20 protein-coding genes are annotated in these 19,579 nt (G+C 71.8%); 3 read left to right on the top strand and 17 right to left on the bottom strand.

Features of this window, described 5'->3' with window-relative positions; translation table 11 throughout:
- Position 1: 1 nt before the first annotated feature.
- The 13 genes from ACZ607_RS07610 to ACZ607_RS07550 form a co-directional block, all read right to left on the bottom strand.
- Entirely contained in the window at positions 2 to 880 is an 879-nt protein-coding gene (locus tag ACZ607_RS07610; RefSeq protein WP_469732765.1) for an ABC transporter permease, read from the bottom strand.
- Positions 867 to 1,658, bottom strand: coding sequence for an ABC transporter ATP-binding protein (locus ACZ607_RS07605; protein ID WP_469732764.1), 792 nt, complete (start codon positions 1,656 to 1,658; stop codon positions 867 to 869). Before ACZ607_RS07605 ends, ACZ607_RS07610 begins: the two co-directional genes overlap by 14 nt.
- A gap of 49 nt (positions 1,659 to 1,707) precedes the next feature.
- The gene (locus ACZ607_RS07600; protein WP_469732763.1) at positions 1,708 to 2,820 is read right to left on the bottom strand and encodes an aliphatic sulfonate ABC transporter substrate-binding protein; all 1,113 of its coding nucleotides are present in this window, start codon (positions 2,818 to 2,820) and stop codon (positions 1,708 to 1,710) included.
- 231 nt (positions 2,821 to 3,051) lie between these two features.
- Entirely contained in the window at positions 3,052 to 4,404 is a 1,353-nt protein-coding gene (locus ACZ607_RS07595; protein ID WP_469732762.1) for a sulfate adenylyltransferase subunit 1, read from the bottom strand.
- Positions 4,405 to 4,406: 2 nt separating this feature from the next.
- Complete coding sequence (gene cysD, locus ACZ607_RS07590) at positions 4,407 to 5,342, bottom strand: sulfate adenylyltransferase subunit CysD (protein ID WP_469732761.1); 936 nt, start codon at positions 5,340 to 5,342, stop codon at positions 4,407 to 4,409.
- Positions 5,339 to 5,884 carry an adenylyl-sulfate kinase gene (cysC, locus tag ACZ607_RS07585; protein ID WP_469732759.1) on the bottom strand — a complete coding sequence of 182 codons (546 nt, stop codon included), beginning with the start codon at positions 5,882 to 5,884 and terminating at the stop codon, positions 5,339 to 5,341. Before cysC ends, cysD begins: the two co-directional genes overlap by 4 nt.
- A gap of 23 nt (positions 5,885 to 5,907) precedes the next feature.
- Complete coding sequence (locus tag ACZ607_RS07580) at positions 5,908 to 6,624, bottom strand: phosphoadenylyl-sulfate reductase (RefSeq protein WP_469732757.1); 717 nt, start codon at positions 6,622 to 6,624, stop codon at positions 5,908 to 5,910.
- Positions 6,621 to 6,800, bottom strand: coding sequence for a hypothetical protein (locus tag ACZ607_RS07575; RefSeq protein ID WP_469732755.1), 180 nt, complete (start codon positions 6,798 to 6,800; stop codon positions 6,621 to 6,623). Before ACZ607_RS07575 ends, ACZ607_RS07580 begins: the two co-directional genes overlap by 4 nt.
- Complete coding sequence (locus ACZ607_RS07570; RefSeq protein ID WP_469732753.1) at positions 6,797 to 8,494, bottom strand: nitrite/sulfite reductase; 1,698 nt, start codon at positions 8,492 to 8,494, stop codon at positions 6,797 to 6,799. Before ACZ607_RS07570 ends, ACZ607_RS07575 begins: the two co-directional genes overlap by 4 nt.
- A gap of 113 nt (positions 8,495 to 8,607) precedes the next feature.
- Positions 8,608 to 8,691 carry a putative leader peptide gene (locus tag ACZ607_RS07565; RefSeq protein WP_349817346.1) on the bottom strand — a complete coding sequence of 28 codons (84 nt, stop codon included), beginning with the start codon at positions 8,689 to 8,691 and terminating at the stop codon, positions 8,608 to 8,610.
- Between the two features lie 228 nt (positions 8,692 to 8,919).
- On the bottom strand, positions 8,920 to 9,513 hold the full coding sequence (locus ACZ607_RS07560) for a GNAT family N-acetyltransferase (protein WP_469732751.1): 594 nt from the start codon (positions 9,511 to 9,513) through the stop codon (positions 8,920 to 8,922).
- 48 nt (positions 9,514 to 9,561) lie between these two features.
- Positions 9,562 to 10,851 carry a GAF domain-containing protein gene (locus tag ACZ607_RS07555; protein ID WP_469732750.1) on the bottom strand — a complete coding sequence of 430 codons (1,290 nt, stop codon included), beginning with the start codon at positions 10,849 to 10,851 and terminating at the stop codon, positions 9,562 to 9,564.
- Positions 10,852 to 11,151: 300 nt separating this feature from the next.
- Positions 11,152 to 12,789 carry an acyl-CoA dehydrogenase family protein gene (locus ACZ607_RS07550; RefSeq protein WP_469732748.1) on the bottom strand — a complete coding sequence of 546 codons (1,638 nt, stop codon included), beginning with the start codon at positions 12,787 to 12,789 and terminating at the stop codon, positions 11,152 to 11,154.
- 17 nt (positions 12,790 to 12,806) lie between these two features.
- Between ACZ607_RS07550 and ACZ607_RS07545 the strand changes: the two genes are divergently transcribed.
- On the top strand, positions 12,807 to 13,937 hold the full coding sequence (locus ACZ607_RS07545) for a YihY/virulence factor BrkB family protein (RefSeq protein ID WP_469732746.1): 1,131 nt from the start codon (positions 12,807 to 12,809) through the stop codon (positions 13,935 to 13,937).
- An 11-nt stretch (positions 13,938 to 13,948) separates the two neighbouring features.
- On the top strand, positions 13,949 to 14,719 hold the full coding sequence (locus ACZ607_RS07540; RefSeq protein WP_469732744.1) for a DUF6597 domain-containing transcriptional factor: 771 nt from the start codon (positions 13,949 to 13,951) through the stop codon (positions 14,717 to 14,719).
- On the opposite strand, the gene ACZ607_RS07535 is transcribed toward ACZ607_RS07540, so the two are convergent.
- The 4 genes from ACZ607_RS07535 to ACZ607_RS07520 form a co-directional block, all read right to left on the bottom strand.
- Entirely contained in the window at positions 14,647 to 15,051 is a 405-nt protein-coding gene (locus ACZ607_RS07535; RefSeq protein WP_469732742.1) for a VOC family protein, read from the bottom strand. The genes ACZ607_RS07540 and ACZ607_RS07535 overlap by 73 nt on opposite strands.
- 100 nt (positions 15,052 to 15,151) lie before the next feature.
- On the bottom strand, positions 15,152 to 16,690 hold the full coding sequence (locus ACZ607_RS07530) for a 3-hydroxyacyl-CoA dehydrogenase (RefSeq protein ID WP_469732740.1): 1,539 nt from the start codon (positions 16,688 to 16,690) through the stop codon (positions 15,152 to 15,154).
- A gap of 51 nt (positions 16,691 to 16,741) precedes the next feature.
- The gene (locus ACZ607_RS07525; RefSeq protein WP_469732738.1) at positions 16,742 to 17,521 is read right to left on the bottom strand and encodes a CoA-transferase subunit beta; all 780 of its coding nucleotides are present in this window, start codon (positions 17,519 to 17,521) and stop codon (positions 16,742 to 16,744) included.
- A gap of 26 nt (positions 17,522 to 17,547) precedes the next feature.
- Entirely contained in the window at positions 17,548 to 18,465 is a 918-nt protein-coding gene (locus ACZ607_RS07520; RefSeq protein WP_469733416.1) for a CoA transferase subunit A, read from the bottom strand.
- A gap of 153 nt (positions 18,466 to 18,618) precedes the next feature.
- Here ACZ607_RS07520 and ACZ607_RS07515 point away from each other — a divergent pair, with 153 nt between their 5' ends.
- Entirely contained in the window at positions 18,619 to 19,521 is a 903-nt protein-coding gene (locus ACZ607_RS07515) for a LysR substrate-binding domain-containing protein (protein WP_469732736.1), read from the top strand.
- Positions 19,522 to 19,579: the final 58 nt, after the last annotated feature.

The raw sequence follows: 19,579 nt of genomic DNA, 5'->3' as shown, positions 1-19,579 counted from the left end.
CTCAGCTCTTGACGAGGAGACCGCGGCTGCGCAGCACCCGCCGCTCCAGCGGACTGAAGATCAGCAGGTCGATGGCGATGCCGACGAACAGGATGAGCAGGATCGCCAGGAAGATCCCCGGCATGTCGAAGTTGTTCCGGCCGTTCTCCAGCAACTGGCCGAGGCCCAGGCCCAGGTCGGGCGAGGACGCGATGATCTCGGCGGCCATGAGGGAACGCCAGGAGAACGCCCAGCCCTGCTTGAGGCCCGCCAGATAGCCGGGCAGCGCGGCCGGCAGGACGATGTGGATCGTCCCGCGCAGTCCCGTCGCGCCGATCGTGCGGCCCGCGCGCAGGAACAGCGGCGGCACCTGGTCGACGCCGGAGACCAGCCCGTTGGCGACGGACGGCACCGCGCCGAGCAGGATCACCGCGTACATCGTCTTGTCGTCGAGACCGAGCCAGATGATCGCCGGGGCCACCCACGCCACGGACGGCAGGGACTGCAGCCCGGACAGGATCGGCCCGATCGCCGCCCTGACGACCTTGACCCGCGCGACCAGCAGACCCAGCGGGGTGCCGATCGCCACGGCCATGACGAAGCCGAACAGGCCCCGCGACACACTGGTCCAGATGACCTCCAGCAGCGTGCCCTGCACCCACATCTCGGTCAGGCTGTCCCAGACCGCGGCGGGCGGCGGCAGCTTGTAGTCGTCGGTGACCTTCGCCCAGACCAGCACCTGCCAGACGAGGACGACCAGGACGACCGCGACGGCCGGCGGCAGTACCTTGCCGAGGAAGATCTCGCGGGCCGGCGTCCGGCGCACCTGTACGGCGTCGAGCGCGTCCAGGCCCGCTTCGAGCCCCGCCAGGTCGTCGGCCTTCGTTTCAGTGCTGGCCATGTCGGCGGATCTCCCCACGCAGTTGTTCGGTGATCTCGACGGACAGTTCCGCCACGGCGGTGTCCTCGATACGGCGGGGCTGCTCGATGTCGACCGTCCACTCCCGGGCGATCCGGCCGGGACGCGAGGACAGCAGGATGACGCGCTGCGCGAGCCGCACGGCCTCGCGCACGTTGTGGGTGACGAAGAGGACGGAGGCGTTCGTCTCGCGCCAGATCCGGGTCAGTTCGTCGTGCAGCACATCGCGGGTGATGGCGTCGAGCGCGGCGAACGGCTCGTCCATCAGCAGCAGCTGGCTGTCCTGGGCGAGCGCCCGGGCCATCGCCACCCGCTGGCGCATACCGCCGGAGAGTTCGTGCACCCGCTTCCCGTACGCCCCGCCGAGGCGCACGAGTTCGAGCAGCCGCTCCGCCTCCGGGCGGCGGTCCGACTTCGGTACCCCGCGCAGCCGCAGGGCCAGTTCGATGTTCTTTCCCGCGGTCAGCCACGGGAAGAGGGCGTGCTCCTGGAACATCAGGGCCGGCCGCCCGCCGGGGGTCTCGATGGACCCCCCGGTCGGGCGGTCGAGTCCGGCCACCAGATTGAGCAGCGTCGACTTACCGCACCCGGACGCTCCCAGGAGGGTGACGAACTCGCCCGGAGCGACATCGAGCGAGATGTCGTCCAGGACGAGCTGCCGGCCCGTGGGCCCGGAGAAGGACTTGGACACGTTCGTGAGACGAGCGGCGTGCTCGACCGCCGCGCGGTCCTCGGCCTTGGTGAGGGTGGTGGTCGCCATGGTCGTCACCTCCTGGGAGTCATCGGAGATCCTGGTGCGGTCGGTCGGGCTACTTGACGCCGAGACCGGCGTCGGCGACCTCGGGCTGACCCGCGGTCTTGAGGATCTTGTTCAGCGGCTTCAGGTCGTAGATGCCCGCGAGATCGGGCTTCTCCAGCAGACCGGCCTTCACCGCGTGGTCGGCCTGCGCCTGGAGCGTGGCGGCCAGCGGGTCGTCGGTGATCTGGATGGACTCCCACGCCGGGTCGAGGACCTCGGCGGGCAGCGCCTTGCCGCTCAGCTTCTCCAGCGCCGAGTTGGCCGAGGCCTTCGCCTTGTCCGGGTTGGCGTTGATCCACTTGTTGGTGTTCACCGTGCCGCGCAGCACCGCGTCCACGACGTCCGGGTGCTCGGAGAGGAACTTCTGCGACACGATGATGTTCGTGATGACGAACTTGTCGTCCGGCCACAGCGTCGACTCGTCGAGCAGGACCTTGCCGCCCTCGGAGACCAGCTTGGAAGCGGTCGGCTCCGGGACCCAGGCGCCGTCCAGGGAACCGGACTTGAAGGCGTCCGGGGTCACCTTGTTGTCCGAGCGGACCACGGAGACGTCGCCCTTGCCGCTCTGGGCGTCGACCTTCCAGCCCTTCTCGGAGATCCAGTTGAGGAACGCCACGTCCTGGGTGTTGCCGAGCTGCGGGGTGGCGATCTTCTTGCCCTTGAGGTCGTCCAGGGTCTTGATCTTCTTCGGGTCGACGACGAGCTTCACGCCGCCGGAGGCCGAGCCGCCGATGATCCGCAGGCTCTGGCCCTTGGACTTGGCGTAGCCGTTGATCGAGGGGGAGGGGCCGATGAAGCCGATGTCGATCGAACCCGCGTTGAGCGCCTCGATCTCGGAGGGCCCGGCGTTGAAGGTCGAGGGCTTGACCGAGGTGCCGCCCAGCTCCTTGGCGATGAGACCTTCCTGGATACCGACCAGGGCGGTGGCGTGCGTGAGGTTCGGGAAGTAGCCGATCTTCACGGTGTCGGCCGAGAGCTTCTTCCCACCGGCGGAGGCGTCCGACTTGGCGTCGTCGTCCTTCGCCTCGGAGCCGTAGCCGCAGGCGGTGGCCGCCACGGCGAGCAGCGGCAGAGCGACGGCGGCGGCGAGGCCGCGGCGCAGGGTGGTACGGGTGGCACGCACGGGAGGTTTTCCTCTCGTAGGCCCGGTGCTCACGTCCCCCCGGAATCGGGTGGCGCGGCCGGGCGGTCGGCAGGTCTTCGTCTGAACGGGCGGTGCGGGTGGTACGGGCGGGCGCGCAGGCAGTGCGCGTACGTCATCACGCACATCGCCCGACCCCGCCCTGGCCGCTGCCGAGGGCGCCGCTGCCGACCCGGCCGCCCTCCTTCGCGAAGGTCGAGAAGAAGTCCGTCATCAGAAGTCCCACTCCGCGTCCTCGGCGGAGGTGTCCGCGTCCTGGGCCCCGTCGGTGACGGCGGCGAAGGAGGCGCCCGCCATGCCGGCCGTCAGCGTCGTGCCGTCGGCGGGGTCGATCAGCAGGAACGAGCCGGTGCGCCGCGAGTCCGCGTACGCGTCGAGCGCGAGCGGCTCGGCGGTACGGACCACGACCCGGCCGATGTCGTTCGCCACCAGCTGCCCGGGAGCCGGGTGCTGGGAGAGGTCGTCCAGGGTGAGCCGCGACGGGATGTCCTTGACGATCGCCTTGACCGTGCGGGTGGTGTGCTTGAGCAGCACCCGCTGGCCCACGGTGAGCGGCCGGTCGGCCACGTGGCAGACGGTCGCCTCGACGTCCTGCGTGACGCCGGGGGAGTCGCCCACCGGGGCGATCAGGTCGCCGCGCGAGACGTCGATGTCGTCGGCCAGCCGGAGCGTCACCGACTGCGGGGCCCAGGCTATGTCGACGCTCTCGCCGAGCGCGTCGATGCCCTCGATCGTCGTGGTGCGGCCGGACGGCAGTACGGAGACGGCCTCGCCGACCCGGAACACCCCGGCGGCGATCTGACCGGCGTACCCCCGGTAGTCGGGGTGCTCGGCGGTCTGCGGGCGGATCACGTACTGGACCGGGAAGCGCGCATGGCACTCGGTGAGGTCATGGCTGACCGGCACCGTCTCCAGGTGCTCCAGGACCGTCGGGCCGCCGTACCAGTCCATGTGGGCGGAGGGCTCCACCACGTTGTCGCCGGCCAGCGCCGAGATCGGGATCGCCGTGATCTCCGGGACGCCGAGCGAGGCGGCGTACGCGGTGAACTCCTCGGCGATCGCGGCGAACACCGGCTCCGCGTAGTCCACCAGGTCCATCTTGTTCACGGCGAGGACGACGTGCGGGACGCGCAGGAGCGCGGCCACCGCGGCGTGCCGGCGGGTCTGCTCGACCACGCCGTTGCGGGCGTCGACGAGGACGACGGCCAGCTCGGCCGTGGAGGCGCCGGTGACCATGTTGCGGGTGTACTGCACATGGCCCGGGGTGTCCGCGAGGATGAAGCGGCGGCGGGGCGTCGCGAAGTAGCGGTACGCCACGTCGATGGTGATGCCCTGCTCGCGCTCGGCGCGCAGCCCGTCGGTCAGCAGCGCCAGGTCGGGTGCCTCCTGGCCGCGGTTGGTGGAGGCCAGCGCGACGGCTTCCAGCTGGTCGGTGAGGACCGACTTGGAGTCGTGCAGCAGCCGCCCGACGAGGGTCGACTTGCCGTCGTCGACCGAGCCTGCGGTGGCGAACCGCAGCAGGGTGGTGGCGGACAACTGCTCGGTGGTGGTGATGCTGCTGCTCATGGTTAGAAGTACCCCTCGCGCTTGCGGTCTTCCATCGCGGCCTCGGACATCTTGTCGTCGGCGCGGGTGGCGCCCCGCTCGGTGAGCCGGGAGGCGGCGATCTCGGTGATCACGTCGTCCAGGGTGGTGGCGTCGGAATCGACGGCGCCGGTGCAGGACATGTCGCCGACGGTGCGGTAGCGCACCTGGCGGGTCTCGACCTTCTCGTGGTCCTTGGGGCCGCCCCAGTCGCCGGCGGTCAGCCACATGCCGTTGCGGCTGAAGACCTCGCGCTCGTGGGCGAAGTAGATCTCCGGGAGCTCGATGCCCTCCCGCTCGATGTACTGCCAGACGTCGAGCTCGGTCCAGTTGGAGATCGGGAAGACCCGGACGTGCTCGCCGGGGGCGTGGCGGCCGTTGTAGAGCTGCCACAGCTCGGGGCGCTGGCGGCGGGGGTCCCACTGGGAGAACTCGTCGCGCAGCGAGAAGACGCGCTCCTTGGCCCGGGCCTTCTCCTCGTCGCGCCGTCCGCCGCCGAACACGGCGTCGAAGCGGTGCTGCTGGATGGCCTCGGTGAGCGGGACCGTCTGCAGCGGGTTGCGGGTGCCGTCGGGGCGCTCGCGGAGCTTGCCCGCGTCGATGTACTCCTGGACGGAGGCGACGTGCAGGCGCAGCCCGTGCTTCTCGACGGTGCGGTCGCGGTAGTCGAGGACCTCGGGGAAGTTGTGCCCGGTGTCCACGTGCAGCAGCGTGAAGGGGACCGGCGCGGGGGCGAACGCCTTCAGCGCGAGGTGCAGCATCAGGATCGAGTCCTTGCCGCCGGAGAAGAGGATCACCGGCCGCTCGAACTCACCCGCCACCTCGCGGAAGATGTGCACCGCCTCCGACTCCAGGGAGTCCAGGTGGCTCAGCGCGTACGGGTTGACGGTGCCTTCCGGCACGGTGGCGACGGTGCTCACGCCAGGCCCCTCTCGGTGAGCAGCGCACGGAGCGCCGCTGCGGACTCCTGCACGGTCTGCTGGTGCGACTCGATCCGCAGATCGGGCGACTCGGGTGCCTCGTAGGGGTCGTCGACCCCGGTGAGGCCGCTGATCTCGCCGGCCGCCTGCTTGGCGTACAACCCCTTCACGTCCCGCTCGGAGCACACCTCGACCGGGGTCGCGACGTGCACCTCCAGATACGCGGTGCCCTCCTGCTGATGACGCTTGCGCACCGCGTCACGGCTGTCGGCGTACGGCGCGATGACGGGGACGAGGACCTTGACGCCGTTGGCGGCCAGCAGTTCGGCGACGAAGCCGATCCGCTGGACGTTGGTGTGCCGGTCCTCGCGGGAGAAGCCGAGGCCCGCGGAGAGGAACTCCCGGATCTCGTCACCGTCGAGGACCTCGACCCGGTGGCCCTCGGCGCGCAGCCGGCCGGCCAGCTCGTAGGCGATGGTGGTCTTGCCCGCGCTCGGCAGACCGGTGAGCCAGACGGTGGCCCCCGTCTCCGTCACGCTCATCGATATCTCCTGATCAGTCGTCATCAGCCGTGCAGCCCGCATTCGGTCTTGCCCCGTCCGGCCCAGCGGCCGGCCCGTGCGTCCTCGCCCTCCAGCACCCGGCGGGTGCAGGGCGCGCAGCCGACGGAGGCGTAGCCGTCCATCAGCAACGGGTTGGTCAGTACGCCGTGTTCGGCGACGTACGCGTCCACGTCCTCCTGCGTCCAGCGGGCGATCGGCGAGACCTTGACCTTGCGGCGCTTCGCGTCCCAGCCGACGACCGGGGTGTTCGCCCGGGTGGGGGACTCGTCGCGGCGCAGCCCGGTCGCCCAGGCGGCGTACGCCGTCAGCCCCTCCTCCAGCGGCTTGACCTTGCGCAGCGCGCAGCACAGGTCGGGATCGCGGTCGTGGAGCTTCGGCCCGTACTCGGCGTCCTGCTCGGCCACCGACTGACGGGGGGTCAGCGTGATGAGGTTGACGTCCATCACGGCGCCGACCGCGTCCCGGGTGCCGATGGTCTCCTCGAAGTGGTAGCCCGTGTCCAGGAAGACCACGTCCACCCCGGGGAAGACCCGCGAGGCGAGGTGGGCGACGACCGCGTCCTCCATGGAGGAGGTGACGCAGAAGCGCTTGCCGAAGGTGTCGGCTGCCCACCTCAGGATGTCGCTCGCGGAGGCGTCCTCCAGGTCGCGCCCGGCCTGCTCGGCCAGGTCCTTCAGGGCCTCGTCGGTGAGCTCGGCGGTGTGCAGAGTGTCCGTCATGTCCCTTGCCCTTCGGCGTCGTCGCGCTGGAGACCCTGGGCCAGGAGGCCCAGGAACTTCAGCTGGAACGCGCGGTTGCAGGAAGCACATTCCCAGGCGCCGTGCCCGGCCTCGTGCGGACGCAGGTCCTCGTCGCCGCAGTACGGGCAGTAGAACGGCGCTGCTCGTTCGCTCATGACAGCGACTCCGCACTGGCCCGGGCCGCCCAGGTCGCGAAGCGCTCGCCGTCCTCGCGCTCCTCCTGGAACTTCCCGAGCACCCGCTCGACGTAGTCCGGGAGTTCGGCCGAGGTGACCTTCAGGCCGCGGACCTTGCGGCCGAAGCCGGCCTCCAGGCCGAGCGCACCGCCGAGGTGCACCTGGTAGCCCTCGACCTGGTTGCCCTCGCCGTCCAGCATGAGCTGGCCCTTGAGGCCGATGTCGGCGGTCTGGATGCGGGCGCAGGCGTTGGGGCAGCCGTTGATGTTGATCGAGAGCGGCTCCTCGAAGTCCGGCATGCGGCGCTCCAGTTCGTCGATGAGCGCGGCGCCGCGCGCCTTCGTCTCGACGATCGCCAGCTTGCAGAACTCGATGCCGGTGCAGGCCATCGTGCCGCGCCGGAACGGGGAGGCGTTCACCTGGAAGTCCAGTGCCTCGAGACCGGCGGTCAGGGAGGCGACCTGGTCCTGCTCGACGTCCAGGATGATCATCTTCTGCTCGACGGTGGTGCGGACCCGGCCCGAGCCGTGCGCCTCCGCCAGGTCGGCGATCTTGGCCAGGGTGGAGCCGTCCACCCGGCCGACGCGCGGGGCGAAGCCCACGTAGAAGCGGCCGTCCTGCTGCGCGTGCACACCGATGTGGTCGCGCCAGCGGGAGGAGGGCTGCGCGGGCGGCGGCCCGTCCAGCATCGGACGCTTGAGGTACTCGTCCTGGAGGATCTGGCGGAACTTCTCCGGGCCCCAGTCGGCCATCAGGAACTTCAGGCGGGCGCGGGTGCGCAGCCGGCGGTAGCCGTAGTCGCGGAAGATCCCGACGACGCCGGCCCACACGTCGGGGACCTCGTCCAGCGGCACCCAGGCGCCGAGGCGCTCGGCGAACCGCGGGTTGGTGGAGAGCCCGCCGCCGACCCACAGGTCGAAGCCGGGGCCGTGCTCGGGGTGGTCGACGCCCACGAACGCGATGTCGTTGATCTCGTGCACCACGTCCTGGACCGGCGAGCCCGAGATCGCGGTCTTGAACTTGCGGGGCAGGTTGGAGAACTCCTTGCTGCCGATGTACCGCTCGTGGATCTCGTCGACCGCGGGGGTGCCGTCGATGATCTCGTCGGCGGCGATGCCCGCCACCGGCGAACCGATGATCACGCGGGGGCAGTCACCGCAGGCCTCGGTGGTCGACAGCCCGACCGCTTCGAGCTTCTCCCAGATCGCCGGGACGTCCTCGATGCGGATCCAGTGCAGCTGGACGTTCTGCCGGTCGGTGATGTCGGCGGTGCCCCGCGCGTACTCCTCGGAGATCTCGCCGATGACGCGCAGCTGCGCGGTCGTCAGCTTCCCGCCGTCGATGCGCACGCGCAGCATGAAGTAGCGGTCGTCCAGCTCCTCCGGCTCCAGCACGGCGGTCTTGCCGCCGTCGATGCCGGGGCGGCGCTGGGTGTACAGACCCCACCAGCGCATGCGTCCGCGCAGGTCGTTCGGGTCGATGGAGTCGAATCCGCGCTTCGAGTAGATCGTCTCGATGCGTGTCCGCACATTGAGACTGTCGTCGTCCTTCTTGAACTGCTCGTTCCCGTTGAGCGGGGTGAAGTGACCCATGGCCCACTGACCTTCACCACGGTGGCGTCCGGCCTTGCGCCGGGGCGTGGCGGTAGCAGGCTTCTCGGGGCTGGCGGCCATGGCTATACGTCCTTCGGGACTGCAGGAGGGCGGCTCTGAACTGCACACTCGCGTGAGGCGCGGCGGTGCGCAGGGATGGAGCGGGCTTCAGGAAATCGCGGTGCTGGAGACTCTCAGCGGACCGGACAGATGGCGCTGGACATGCGGCCGAGGTCGACGTGCCGCCGACTCACCAAGGCAATTCCAGTTCCAGACATGACGGAAGCGTGTCACGCGAATCTCGGGCCAGTCCACCACGATCCATCATGTGGACGAGATGGTCCCGACATCTGAGACGCTGTGGCGCTGATCACGCCGCTCTGTCGACAAAGCGATACGAACGACGGGTGAAGGCGGCGCGAAGGCCCTGTGCCGGGGCGTGCGCGGCTCGGGCGTCGGTGGTCAGGCGTGCGTGGCCCGGGCGTGCGCGGCCCGGGCGTCGGTGGTCAGGCGTGCGCGCCGGGCCAGGGGCCGGGGTTCGCGACGTCGGGCTCCTGCTCGGTCCTCGTGTCGAACAGCCGGAACCCGCGCCGCAGGTAGTTGTCCATCGCGTGCGGGCCGTCGTTGGAGCAGGTGTGCAGCCACACCCGCGCGGTCGGGGTCCGCCCCGGGTGCCGCTCGGCGAGGTCCCAGGCACGCGCCACGCCGTACGACAGGAGGTGCCCGCCGATCCGGCGGCCCCGGAAGGCCGGGATCAGGCCGAAGTAGGCGATCTCGACCGCCCCGCCCTCCTGCGCGTCGAGCTCGATGAACCCGGCCGGCGTGCCGTTCTCGTACGCCACCCAGGTCTCGGCCGCCGGGCGCTCGACGATCTCCCGCCACTGCGCGTAGGTGAGGCCCAGCCGGTCCGTCCACCGGACGTCGCCGCCCACCGCCGTGTAGAGGAACCGGCTGAACTCAGGGAGCGGTATCTCCGCGCGGGCCACGGTCACTCCGTCCGCGGGCGCCGCGGCCGGGCTCAGATCGGCCGGCGACGTCTGCTCCAGATACCAGACGGTCACGTCGGAGACGGCGGGGGCGCAGTGCGTGGAGTGGCTCATGGCGGTCAGAAAACCATGGCCGGGCCCCGCCGCCCAAACCCGCCCGGCTCAGACCGCCCCCGCCGGCATACGTGCCCTGAGCACCACCGGAGCCGTCGAGCGGGGCAGCAGATCGGCCGGCACATCCGGGTGGACCACCTCCACCTCGACGCCTTCGCGGAACCGGTACGGGCGATGCGCCAGCACCTCCGCGAGATGGCGCCGCATCCGCGATATCTCGGCCCGCACCGTCACCGTCCTGGACGCGTCACCGAAGACGTCCTCGGCCAGCTCGGCCGCGGTGCGTCCCTCCCGGTGCAGGGCCAGGGCGTACAGCAGCTCCGCGTGGCGGGGGGAGACCCGGCGCGACCAGCTGCCCACGGGGCCCGCCACATGCACGACCAGCCCGCGCTCCCGGCTCAGGTCGAGCACCACCCGGCGCGGCGGGCGCTCGTGCGCGCCCTCCGCGACCTGCACCAGCCAGCCGCCGGGCAGCGGCTCCACCCGGCACATCCCGAGCGAGGCCAGCCACACCGTGCCCGGCTCCAGCGACTTCGGCAGCGGCAGCCGGTCCACCGGCGGCATCCCGCTGACCGCGGCCAGCCAGCCGTGCGTGTCCACCACCAGCGCGCGGCCCCCCAGCCGGCACAGCAGCGGGGCGGCCACCGAGCGCAGCCGCTCGATCGCCACCAGATGCCGGCTGCGCAGCTCGCTCTCCGCCAGCGCCGCCACCGAACCGACCAGGGCCAGCGTCGCCGGGTGGAAGGTGGAGGCGGGCCCGCTGATGTCGACGATGCCCATCAGCCGGCCGTCCCGGGGGTCGCGCACCGGGGCCGCCGCGCAGGTCCAGCTGTGCAGGGCGCGGATGAAGTGCTCGGCGGAGTGGACCTGGATGGGGGTGCGCGCGGCGAGCGCCGTACCGATGGCGTTCGTGCCCGTCGCGGACTCCGTCCAGGCGGCCCCCTCCTCCAGGCAGATGTCCTTGGCCCGGCGCATCACGGCGGCGTGGCCCTGGCGCCACAGGACCCGGCCCTCGGTGTCGGTGACGACCATGATCTGCTGCGCCGCGTCCGCGATCGTGGCCAGCCCCTCCCGCAGCAGCGGCATGACCTCGCCCAGCGTCGTGCTCCTGCGCCGGTGCTCGATCTCGTCCGTCTCCAGGAGTCTGCTCTCCGGGGACTGCTCGGGGTCGATGCCGCTGCGCAGCGCCCGGTCCCAGGAGGCGTCGATCTCCGCGCGCGGCGCCACGGCCGTACGCTCGCCCGCCAGCCGGGCCTCCCGGGCACGGTGGACCAGCCCCTCGGTGACCGGGTGCGAGGTGCCTGAAGGCCGCGGCCGCGCGGCGGGTTGAGTGTGCATGACGGGTCCCCCCAACAAAGCGTGGGCCTGGTCCGGAAGAGGAGAACCCGGCCCGGAGGACACATCCTGCCGTGGACCGGGCCCGTTGGCTCGCACTCCACGCAATGGTTGCAACCCTTTGCAACTCTGGTGACCCAGCCGATGACCGTAGAAGAGTGGTGGAGCACCGTGCGGGGAGTCCTCGACCCGCCGTGCGGTGCTGCACAAGCGTGGAGGGTGGTGCCGTGTCGGCGCAGCACCACCCTCCGTCGTTTGCCCGGCCACGGGCCACCGGCCCCCCGGCCCCCGGCCACCGGCCTTCTAGCCCTCCTGGGCCCGCGCCCGCTCCACCACCGTCGCCAGATCCAGACTGTGCGGCAGCGTCCCGAAGGCCGAGCCCCAGTCCCCGCCCAGCCGTGACGCGCAGAACGCGTCCGCGGTCTCCGGCGGCGCCCAGCGCAGCAGCAGCGAGCCCTGCAGCACCAGCGCCATCCGCTCCACCAGCCGCCTCGCCCGCGCCTCCACGGCGTCCAGGTCCGCCAGCTCCGTCAGCAGGTCCTTGATCGCCGCGTCCAGCCGGTGGTCCGCGCCGCGCGCCTTCCCGACCTCCTGGAGGAACGCGTCGAGCGCCCCCGGCTCACGCTGCAACGCCCGCAGCACGTCGAGGGCCTGTACGTTGCCCGAGCCCTCCCAGATCGAGTTGAGCGGGGCCTCGCGCAGCAGCCGGGGCATCCCCGACTCCTCGACGTACCCGTTGCCGCCGAGGCACTCCAGGGCCTCCCCGACGACCGCCGTGCACCGCTTCGTCACCCAGTACTTGGCCGCCGGCACCGCGATCCGCAGGAAGGCCCGCTCCGCCTCGGTGTCCGCGTCGTACGCGGCGGCCAGCCGCAGCGCCAGGGTCGTCGCCGCCTCCGACTCCAGGGCCAGGTCCGCCAGTACGTTGCGCATCAGCGGCTTCTCGATCAACAGCCCGCCGAACGCGCTGCGATGGGCACTGTGGTGGATCGCCTGCGCCACCGCCTGGCGCATCAGCGCCGCCGAACCGACCACGCAGTCCAGCCGGGTCGCCGCCACCATCTCGATGATGGTGCGCACCCCGCGCCCCTCCTCGCCGACCCGGCGGGCCCACGTCCCGTCGAACTCGACCTCGCTGGAGGCGTTGGACCGGTTGCCCAGCTTGTCCTTGAGCCGCTGGATCGCGAACACGTTGCGGGCGCCGTCCGGCAGGACCCGCGGCACGAGGAAGCAGGTCAGCCCGCCCGGCGCCTGCGCCAGCACCAGGAAGCCGTCGGACATGGGCGCCGAGCAGAACCACTTGTGGCCGGTGAGCAGATACTCCCCGTCACCGGCCAGCGGCTCCGCGCGGGTGGTGTTGGACCGTACGTCGGTGCCGCCCTGCTTCTCCGTCATGCCCATCCCGAAGAGCACACCGGCCTTCTGCGACGCCGGGCGCAGACCCTCCTCGTACACGTGCGACGTCAGCAGCGGCTCCCACTCCGCGGCCAGCACCGGGTCGGTCCGCAGCGCCAGGACCGCCGCGTGCGTCATCGACAGCGGGCAGCCGTGGCCCGCCTCGGCCTGCGTCCAGACCAGAAACCCGGCCGCGCGCCGGACATGGCCGCCCGGCCGCCCCCAGGCGTCCGTCAGACCGGCCGTGACCGCGTGCCCCAGCAGCCGGTGCCAGGCCGGGTGGAAGTCCACCTCGTCGACCCGGTGCCCGTACCGGTCGTGCGTACGCAGCTTCGGGGGGTTCTCGTTGGCCTGCGCGCCCCACTCCTGGGCCTGGAAGGAGCCGGCGGACCGGCCGAGCGCGCCGAGTTCCTCCCGGGCCTCGCCGAGGATCCCGGGCGCGAGATGCCGCTCGACGGCCTCGGTCAGGGCCAGGTCGCCGGCGAAGACGTCATAGCCGACCAGCGGCGGAACCTGGTTGGTCACTGTGTGGGTGCTAGGTGCCATGCCGATACGGTAAGGAGGTGCAGGCAGCAAATGAAACACCCGAGCGGCCACCGGGCCGGCTCCACCGGGCCCGTGTCCTCTACCGCAACGTCTCGAAGCGGCAGATGGCGTGGCAATTGCTCAAGGACACGGTCAATTCGTGCGTCGAATACCGCATCCTGGGCCTCGCGGCCGAGGCTGCGTTCTTCACCCTGCTGTCCCTGCCGCCGCTGCTGCTCGGCCTGATCGGGCTCCTCGGTTACGTCGACGACTGGACGGCCACCACCACGGTCTCCTCCATCGAGCGCAACATCCTGGGCGCCGTGCAGACGGTGCTGTCCGAGCGCGGTGTCAACGAGATCGCCAAGCCCCTCATAGCCGACGTGACCACGGGCGCGCGCCCCGACGTCATCTCCCTCGGCTTCGCGATCGCGCTCTGGTCCGGCTCCCGCGCGGTGAACGTCTTCATCGACACCATCACCGTGATGTACGGGCTCGACGGCCACCGCGGCATCGTCAAGACCCGCCTCCTCGCCTTCCTGCTGTACGTGGTCGCGCTGCTGCTCGGCGCGGTGGTGCTGCCGCTCCTGGTGGTCGGCCCCGACCGGGTGGTGGAGTTCGTCCCGTGGGGCACCGAGGTGCTCGCGGTCATGTACTGGCCGCTGGTGATACTGCTGTCCATCGCCTTCCTGACGACGCTCTACCACGTGTCCGTCCCCGTCCGTTCGCCGTGGATAGAGGACGTGCCCGGGGCGCTCGTGGCGCTCGGGATGTGGGTGCTGGGGAGCTTCCTGCTCCGGATCTATCTGACGAGCACGGTGGAAGGGCCCACCATCTACGGCTCGTTGGCGGCCCCCATCGCGGTCCTGCTCTGGATAGGGATCTCCGCGTTCGCCGTACTCGTGGGCGCCGCGGTGAACGCGGCGATCGACCGGGTCTGGCCCTCCCTCGCCACGGCCGCCGCCCGCGCCGCCAGCGACCGGATCAAGGCCGCCCAGGCCGCGGAACTCGTGGCACGGGCCGCGAACTGGGACGCGTACGCCGATGACGACGAGGAGGACGAAGACGTGTCCATGCCGTCCGAGTTCCCCGAGCGATGGTCACGGTTCCTGCCCCCGGACGACGTGAAGTCCCGGCTGCACGGGAACCGCGACAAGGACACCCCCTAGCGGGCCGGCCCATGGGCGCACGCTACGAGGAGCGGACCTCACGCCTGGACGGCGCGGTTCTCTGGACCTGGAGGGGGCTCCGCGAACCCGCCCGGCCCGTGCTGCCCGACGGCTGCATGGACCTGCTCTGGGCGGGAGGCCGGCTGCTGGTGGCGGGCCCCGACACCCACGCGTTCACCCCCGCCGCGGCGCTCTCCGGCAGCTGCGCGGGCATCCGCTTCGCCCCCGGCACGGCACCCGCGCTCCTGGGCGTCCCCGCCCACGAGCTGCGCGACCGCCGGGTCGCCCTCGACGCCCTCTGGTCCGGCCCCGAGGTCCGCAGGCTCACCGAGCGGGCCGCCGTCGCCCGCGACCCGGCCGCCGTTCTGGAGGGCATCGCCCTGCGCCGGGCGGCCGGCGCCGAACCCCCGGACCCGCTCACGGTCGCGGTCGCCGCGCAGCTGCGGCAGGGGCGTTCCGTGGCCGCCACCGCGCACGCCGTCGGGCTGGGCGCCCGCCAGCTGCACCGCCGCTCGCTGGCCGCGTTCGGTTACGGCCCCAAGACGCTCGCCAGGGTGCTGAGGCTGCAGCGCGCCCTGGACCTCGTACGCGCGGGAACGCCCTACGCGGAGGCGGCGTACGCGTCGGGCTGCACCGACCAGGCGCACCTGGCGCGGGAGATGCGGGCCCTGGCCGGCACGACGCTCGGCGGCTATCTGGCCGCCACGGGTCAGGACGGGGCGGACGGGTTGGCGGCGAACAGCGAGACGCCGCAGCCGTCCGGGTCCAGCACCACCGCGTAACGCTGCCCCCAGGCGGCGTCCCAGGGTTCCATGTGGCCCTCGTGACCGGCTCCGGTCAGATCGGCGTACAGCGCGTCGACCTCGGCGGGGCTGTCGCAGAGGAAGGCGAGTCCGAGACGCTCACCGCCCTTCGGCGCCGTCCAGCCCGGGTCGAAGGAGCGGATGACGTCCTCGGTGTCCCACAGCAGACGTCCCCCTCCGGGAAGGGCCACCTCGACGTGGGGCGCCGATTCGGCACCGGCCGGGATGTCGAGCCCCAGCCTGCGGTAGAAGGCGAGCGATGCGGGCAGGTCGGCGGTGATCAGGGAGATCGCGTCGAGTCGTGGAGTCATGGGACGACCGTATGCCGGTGGCCGTGACCGGGTCTTGTACGAAACGGTCACGGCCACCGGCGGCGGGCCGCACGAGCCCGGCACGACCCGGGCGGAGGCCCTACACGCAGTCGGCGGGCGAGGTGCCCGGCGCCGTGAGCGGCAGGCCCAGCTGGGCGCGTTCGGTGAGCCACCGGGTCGGCCGGTACCGGTCGTCGCCCGTCGTGGCGTGCAGCGACCGCTGGAGCTCCAGCATCCGCGCGGCGCCGATCCGGTCACCCCAGGCCAGCGGCCCCGCCGGGTACCCCAGCCCGGTGGTGACGGCGAGGTCGATGTCCGCGGGGGTGGCCAGCGAGCGCTCGGCGATCGAGGCCGCCACCGAGACCACCGAGGCCAGCAGCCGCTGCGCCACCGAACCGGCGGTGTCCCGCACCACCGACACCGCCCAGGCCTCCTCGCCGTCCGCCGCACGGGCCAGGACCGCGCGGGCGTCCCGCGCCGCTGCCGGGTCGGACGCGGGCGTCACCGCGAGCACCCGGCGGCGGCCCGCCGGGGCGAGCGGGTCGACGCCGAAGGCGCGGTCGGCGGGCAGCCCGGCCGACGCCACCTCCGCCGCCACGGTGGAACCCCACACGGGGACCAGGACCAGGGCGCGGCCGGAGGGGCCGGCACCGGTCTCGACCGTGGCACCGGCGGCGGCCAGCGCGGCCCGCAGCTCCTGGGCGGCCCCGCCGCTCCCGCCGCCCGCGACGAACACCGGACGGTCCGCGTCCCCCGTCACCGGCGGTTCCGGTGCGGGAGCCGGTGCCTCGGGGCCGTACGCGAACCAGCCCCGGCCGGTCTTACGGCCGTGCAGGCCCGCGGTCACCCGGTTCGGGGTCAGGTAGGAGGGGCGCAGCCGGGGCTCGTGGCGGAAGCCCGTCCAGATCGAGTCGATCACGGCGGCCGTGACGTCCAGCCCGGTGAGGTCCATGAGTTCGAACGGGCCCATGCGGAGCCCCAGGACGTCCCTGGCGATCCGGTCGACGTCCGACGGCCCGGCCACCGACTCCTCCAGCAGGGCCAGCGCCTCGGTCACCAGCCCCCGCCCGGCGTGGTTGACCAGGAAGCCCGGGGTGTCGGCGACCGTGACCGCGCGATGGCCGCAGCTCTCCACCAGCTCCGTGAGGAACGGCGGGATTCCGGGCCGGGTCGCGGCACCCGGCACCACCTCGACGATCCGCATCAGCGGGACGGGGTTGAAGAAGTGCAGCCCCGCCAGCCGCGAAGGGTCCTGGAGCGACGCGGCGATCCGCGTCACCGACAGCGACGAGGTGTTGGTGGCGAAGACCGCGGAGTCCGGCAGGGCCTGTTCCAGCTTCCCGAAGACCTCGGCCTTGGTGTCCAGGTCCTCCCGTACCGCCTCGACGACCAGCTCGACGCCGGGGCCCGGCGCCCACGGGTCGTCCAGCGGGACCAGCCGCTCCAGGGACGCGGCCATGTCCCCCTCGGACACCCGGCCCTTCTGCACGGCGCGCTCCAGCATGGACCGTACGAAGTCCACGGCCGCCGTCACCGCCTCCTGCCGTACGTCGGCCAGCTCGACGGTGTGTCCGGCGGCGGCCGCCCACTGGGCGATGCCGCGGCCCATGGCTCCGGCGCCGACGATCCTGATGCGCATGACGGTGAGGGTCCTCTCGTTGAAGCGGACGGACGGGAAGAGCGAGTCGTCTCAGCGAAGATAGACGCGGCCGGGGTCGACGTCCTCCCGCAGGAGCCGCAGCTCCGCCGGGGTCGGCGGCGGGACGGTCCCCACCTCGTCGGACACCTTCAGCTCCCAGCCGGTCGCCTCCCGGACCTGATCCACCGTCACACCCGGGTGCACGGCGATCAGTTCCAGCTCGGCCCCGACGCCTTCACGGGCCAGGATGCCCAGTTCGGTGATGACCCGGGTGACGCCCGCGCCCAGCGGCCGGATGCCCTCGGCGAGCGCGCGGTCGGGGCCGGGGGTGGTGCAGAAGTCCAGGATCCCGGTGAAGGAGCGGGGGTTGTGGCGGCGCATCACCACGAACACCTCATGGGAGTTGGCCATCACCTCGACGGCGCCGCCCGAGCCGGGCAGCCGTACCGCGGGGCTCTCCCAGTCGCCGATGACGGAGGTGTTGAGGTTGCCCCACCGGTCGATCTGCGCGGCGCCGAGGAAGCCCACGTCGATATGACCGCCCTGCAGGACGCAGCCGAACAGCGCCGGCATCGACAGCACGGCCTCCGCGCCGGAGATGAGTACGGCGTCGGCGATGGTCTCCGGCAGATGCGAGGGGTGCGCGCCGCAGACCCCGGACTCGTACACCACCTCGATGTCCGGGGCGACCGTCAGATGGGCCAGCTCGGTCGCCAGCGTCGGCAGCCCGATTCCGGCGAACACCGTGCGGCGCGCCGCCAGTTCGCGGGAGGCGACAACGGAGAGCAGCTCGGACGAGGTGACGGCCTCCGGTGCGGTGGCGGTGGTCATGTGCCCTTCCTTCCCCTGCGGCGCGTTCACAGCCGCCGCCCGTAGTTCACCGGTTCGCTGAGCGCCTCGCCCACCGCGAGCCCCGCCCAGAAGTCCTCGCCCAGCTTGTCGACGTACTCGGCGTGGTCCGCCGTCCCGTACACCCACTCGGCCAGCCAGGCCCGCAGTCGCTCCGGGTCCTTGCTGATGTGCGACCAGGCCCGGTAGAAGGCGTTGTCACGGTCGTAGTAGCCCTGCGCGAAGGAGGGATGCGCGCCGCGCGGGCAGACGACGACCGCGTCCACGGCGTGGGAGGGGACGACCGTGCGGTTGGGGTCGGAGCGGACCACCTCGTCCGCGACGACCTCCTCGACGACGACGATCGCCTTGTCCGCCGCGTACACCGCCTCGGCCTGGATGCCGGTCAGTCCCCAGATCTGGGTGTTGCCCCGGCGGTCGGCCCGCTGCGCGTGGATGATCGTGACGTCCGGGTTCACCGGCGGTACGACGTAGATCTGCTCCTGCTCGCCGTCGGGCCCGGGGTACGGCGAGACCACCTTGCGCAGATCGCTGTTGACGGAGGGCAGGTCGCTGCCGCCGTAGCTGCGCAGCGGGTAGAAGGGCAGCCGCTGGGACCCCGCGAGGTAGCGGCAGACCATCCCGTAGTGGCTGTACTCCTCGAAGGCCAGCGGGGCGGGGTCGGCGCGCTCGATCCTGCGCCGCAGCTCACCGAGCGAACCGGCGGAGGAGTTGCCCACGAAGGAGGACACCAGCCGCGAGACACAGCCCGCGGCGAGCATCTGGTCCACCACGATGTCCGCCGTCATCCGTACGACGGTGAGGTCCTTGCGGCCCTGGCGGATGATCTCGTGCCCGGCGGCGGTGGGGACGAGATGCGTGAACCCTTCGAGGCTGACGGTGGCTCCGTCGTGGACGAAGGCGGCCACGGCCTCCCTCATCGACATGACTTTGCCGGCGTCGTCGGCCGTTTCCGTCCGCTTCACGGTGCTCCTCGGCGAGTGCGTCCTGGTCGCCCTTACCGTGTCAGCGGTCATTGATTGCTGTCCAATACCGAATTAAGGTCGGATCAAGACTCACGGTTAATGAATGGACCTCCGATGGAACTGCGTCATCTCACCGCGTTCACCGCCGTCGCCGAGGAGCTGCACTTCGGCCGCGCGGCCAAGCGGCTCCAGATGGCGCAGCCCCCGCTCAGCCAGCAGATCCGGCAGCTGGAGAAGGAGCTCGGCGTCCAGCTCTTCGAGCGCAACACCCGCTCGGTGCGGCTCACCAGCGCGGGGGAGTCCTTCCTCGAACCCGTACGGACCGTGCTCGACGACCTCGACATCGCCGTACGGGCCGCCAAGGCCGCCGGGCGCGGGGAGTACGGCCGGGTCACCATCGGCTTCGCCGGGGCCTCCAGCCACGAGACGCTGCCCCTGCTGACCCGGGCCGTGCGCGCCGCCCACCCCGGGATCGAGCTGGCCATGAAGGGCCAGACGTACGCCAACGTCGCCCTCTCCCGGGTCGCCGACGGCTCCCTCGACCTGGGATTCGTCCGGCTGCCGGTCACCCAGCCCGGGGTGGCCTGCCGGGTCATCGACGAGGAGGAGCTGCTCTGCGCGCTGCCCTCCGACCATCCGCTCGCCCGCCTGGAGAGCGTCCCGATCGGCATCCTCGCCGACGAACCCTTCGTCTCCTTCCCGGCGAACGCCGGCTCCACGGTGCGCGACGTGATGGTCCAGGTCTGCGAGGGCGCCGGCTTCAACCCGCGCGTGGTGCAGGAGGCCCCCGACTCGTACACGATCCTGGCCCTCGTCGCCGCGGGCGTCGGCGTGACCCTCACGGTCTCCTCCGTCCGCCACATCCAGCAGAACGGGCTGGTCTACCGGCCCCTCGCCGGCCCGCCCGTCCGGCGCCAGGCCGCCCTCGCCTGGCGCACGGACAACCCCTCGGCCGCCCTCCGCGCGGTGCTCGCGGTCGCCGAGGAAGCCCTGCCCACGCCGCAGATGACCGATTGAGACGCCTGGCGTCTTGATGATGCGGCAACTCGATATTGGACCGACTCAGTGGTCCAGT

The sequence above is a fragment of the Streptomyces sp. NPDC104381 genome, from assembly GCF_055583745.1.
Note: the sequence above shows the minus strand (reverse complement) of the source record. Positions and strands in the feature narration are given on the sequence as shown.

Coding starts and splice junctions, on each gene's coding strand:
- cysC (WP_469732759.1), bottom strand. CDS start 5,884: ATGAGCGTGACGGAGACGGGGGCCACCGTCTGGCTCACCGGTCTGCCG.
- ACZ607_RS07580 (WP_469732757.1), bottom strand. CDS start 6,624: ATGACGGACACTCTGCACACCGCCGAGCTCACCGACGAGGCCCTGAAG.
- ACZ607_RS07540 (WP_469732744.1), top strand. CDS start 13,949: ATGGGCGCACGCTACGAGGAGCGGACCTCACGCCTGGACGGCGCGGTT.
- ACZ607_RS07555 (WP_469732750.1), bottom strand. CDS start 10,851: ATGCACACTCAACCCGCCGCGCGGCCGCGGCCTTCAGGCACCTCGCAC.
- ACZ607_RS07570 (WP_469732753.1), bottom strand. CDS start 8,494: ATGGCCGCCAGCCCCGAGAAGCCTGCTACCGCCACGCCCCGGCGCAAG.
- ACZ607_RS07605 (WP_469732764.1), bottom strand. CDS start 1,658: ATGGCGACCACCACCCTCACCAAGGCCGAGGACCGCGCGGCGGTCGAG.
- ACZ607_RS07550 (WP_469732748.1), bottom strand. CDS start 12,789: ATGGCACCTAGCACCCACACAGTGACCAACCAGGTTCCGCCGCTGGTC.
- ACZ607_RS07560 (WP_469732751.1), bottom strand. CDS start 9,513: ATGAGCCACTCCACGCACTGCGCCCCCGCCGTCTCCGACGTGACCGTC.
- ACZ607_RS07525 (WP_469732738.1), bottom strand. CDS start 17,521: ATGACCACCGCCACCGCACCGGAGGCCGTCACCTCGTCCGAGCTGCTC.
- ACZ607_RS07575 (WP_469732755.1), bottom strand. CDS start 6,800: ATGAGCGAACGAGCAGCGCCGTTCTACTGCCCGTACTGCGGCGACGAG.
- ACZ607_RS07565 (WP_349817346.1), bottom strand. CDS start 8,691: ATGTCTGGAACTGGAATTGCCTTGGTGAGTCGGCGGCACGTCGACCTC.
- ACZ607_RS07535 (WP_469732742.1), bottom strand. CDS start 15,051: ATGACTCCACGACTCGACGCGATCTCCCTGATCACCGCCGACCTGCCC.
- ACZ607_RS07515 (WP_469732736.1), top strand. CDS start 18,619: ATGGAACTGCGTCATCTCACCGCGTTCACCGCCGTCGCCGAGGAGCTG.
- ACZ607_RS07595 (WP_469732762.1), bottom strand. CDS start 4,404: ATGAGCAGCAGCATCACCACCACCGAGCAGTTGTCCGCCACCACCCTG.
- ACZ607_RS07610 (WP_469732765.1), bottom strand. CDS start 880: ATGGCCAGCACTGAAACGAAGGCCGACGACCTGGCGGGGCTCGAAGCG.
- ACZ607_RS07530 (WP_469732740.1), bottom strand. CDS start 16,690: ATGCGCATCAGGATCGTCGGCGCCGGAGCCATGGGCCGCGGCATCGCC.
- ACZ607_RS07520 (WP_469733416.1), bottom strand. CDS start 18,465: ATGTCGATGAGGGAGGCCGTGGCCGCCTTCGTCCACGACGGAGCCACC.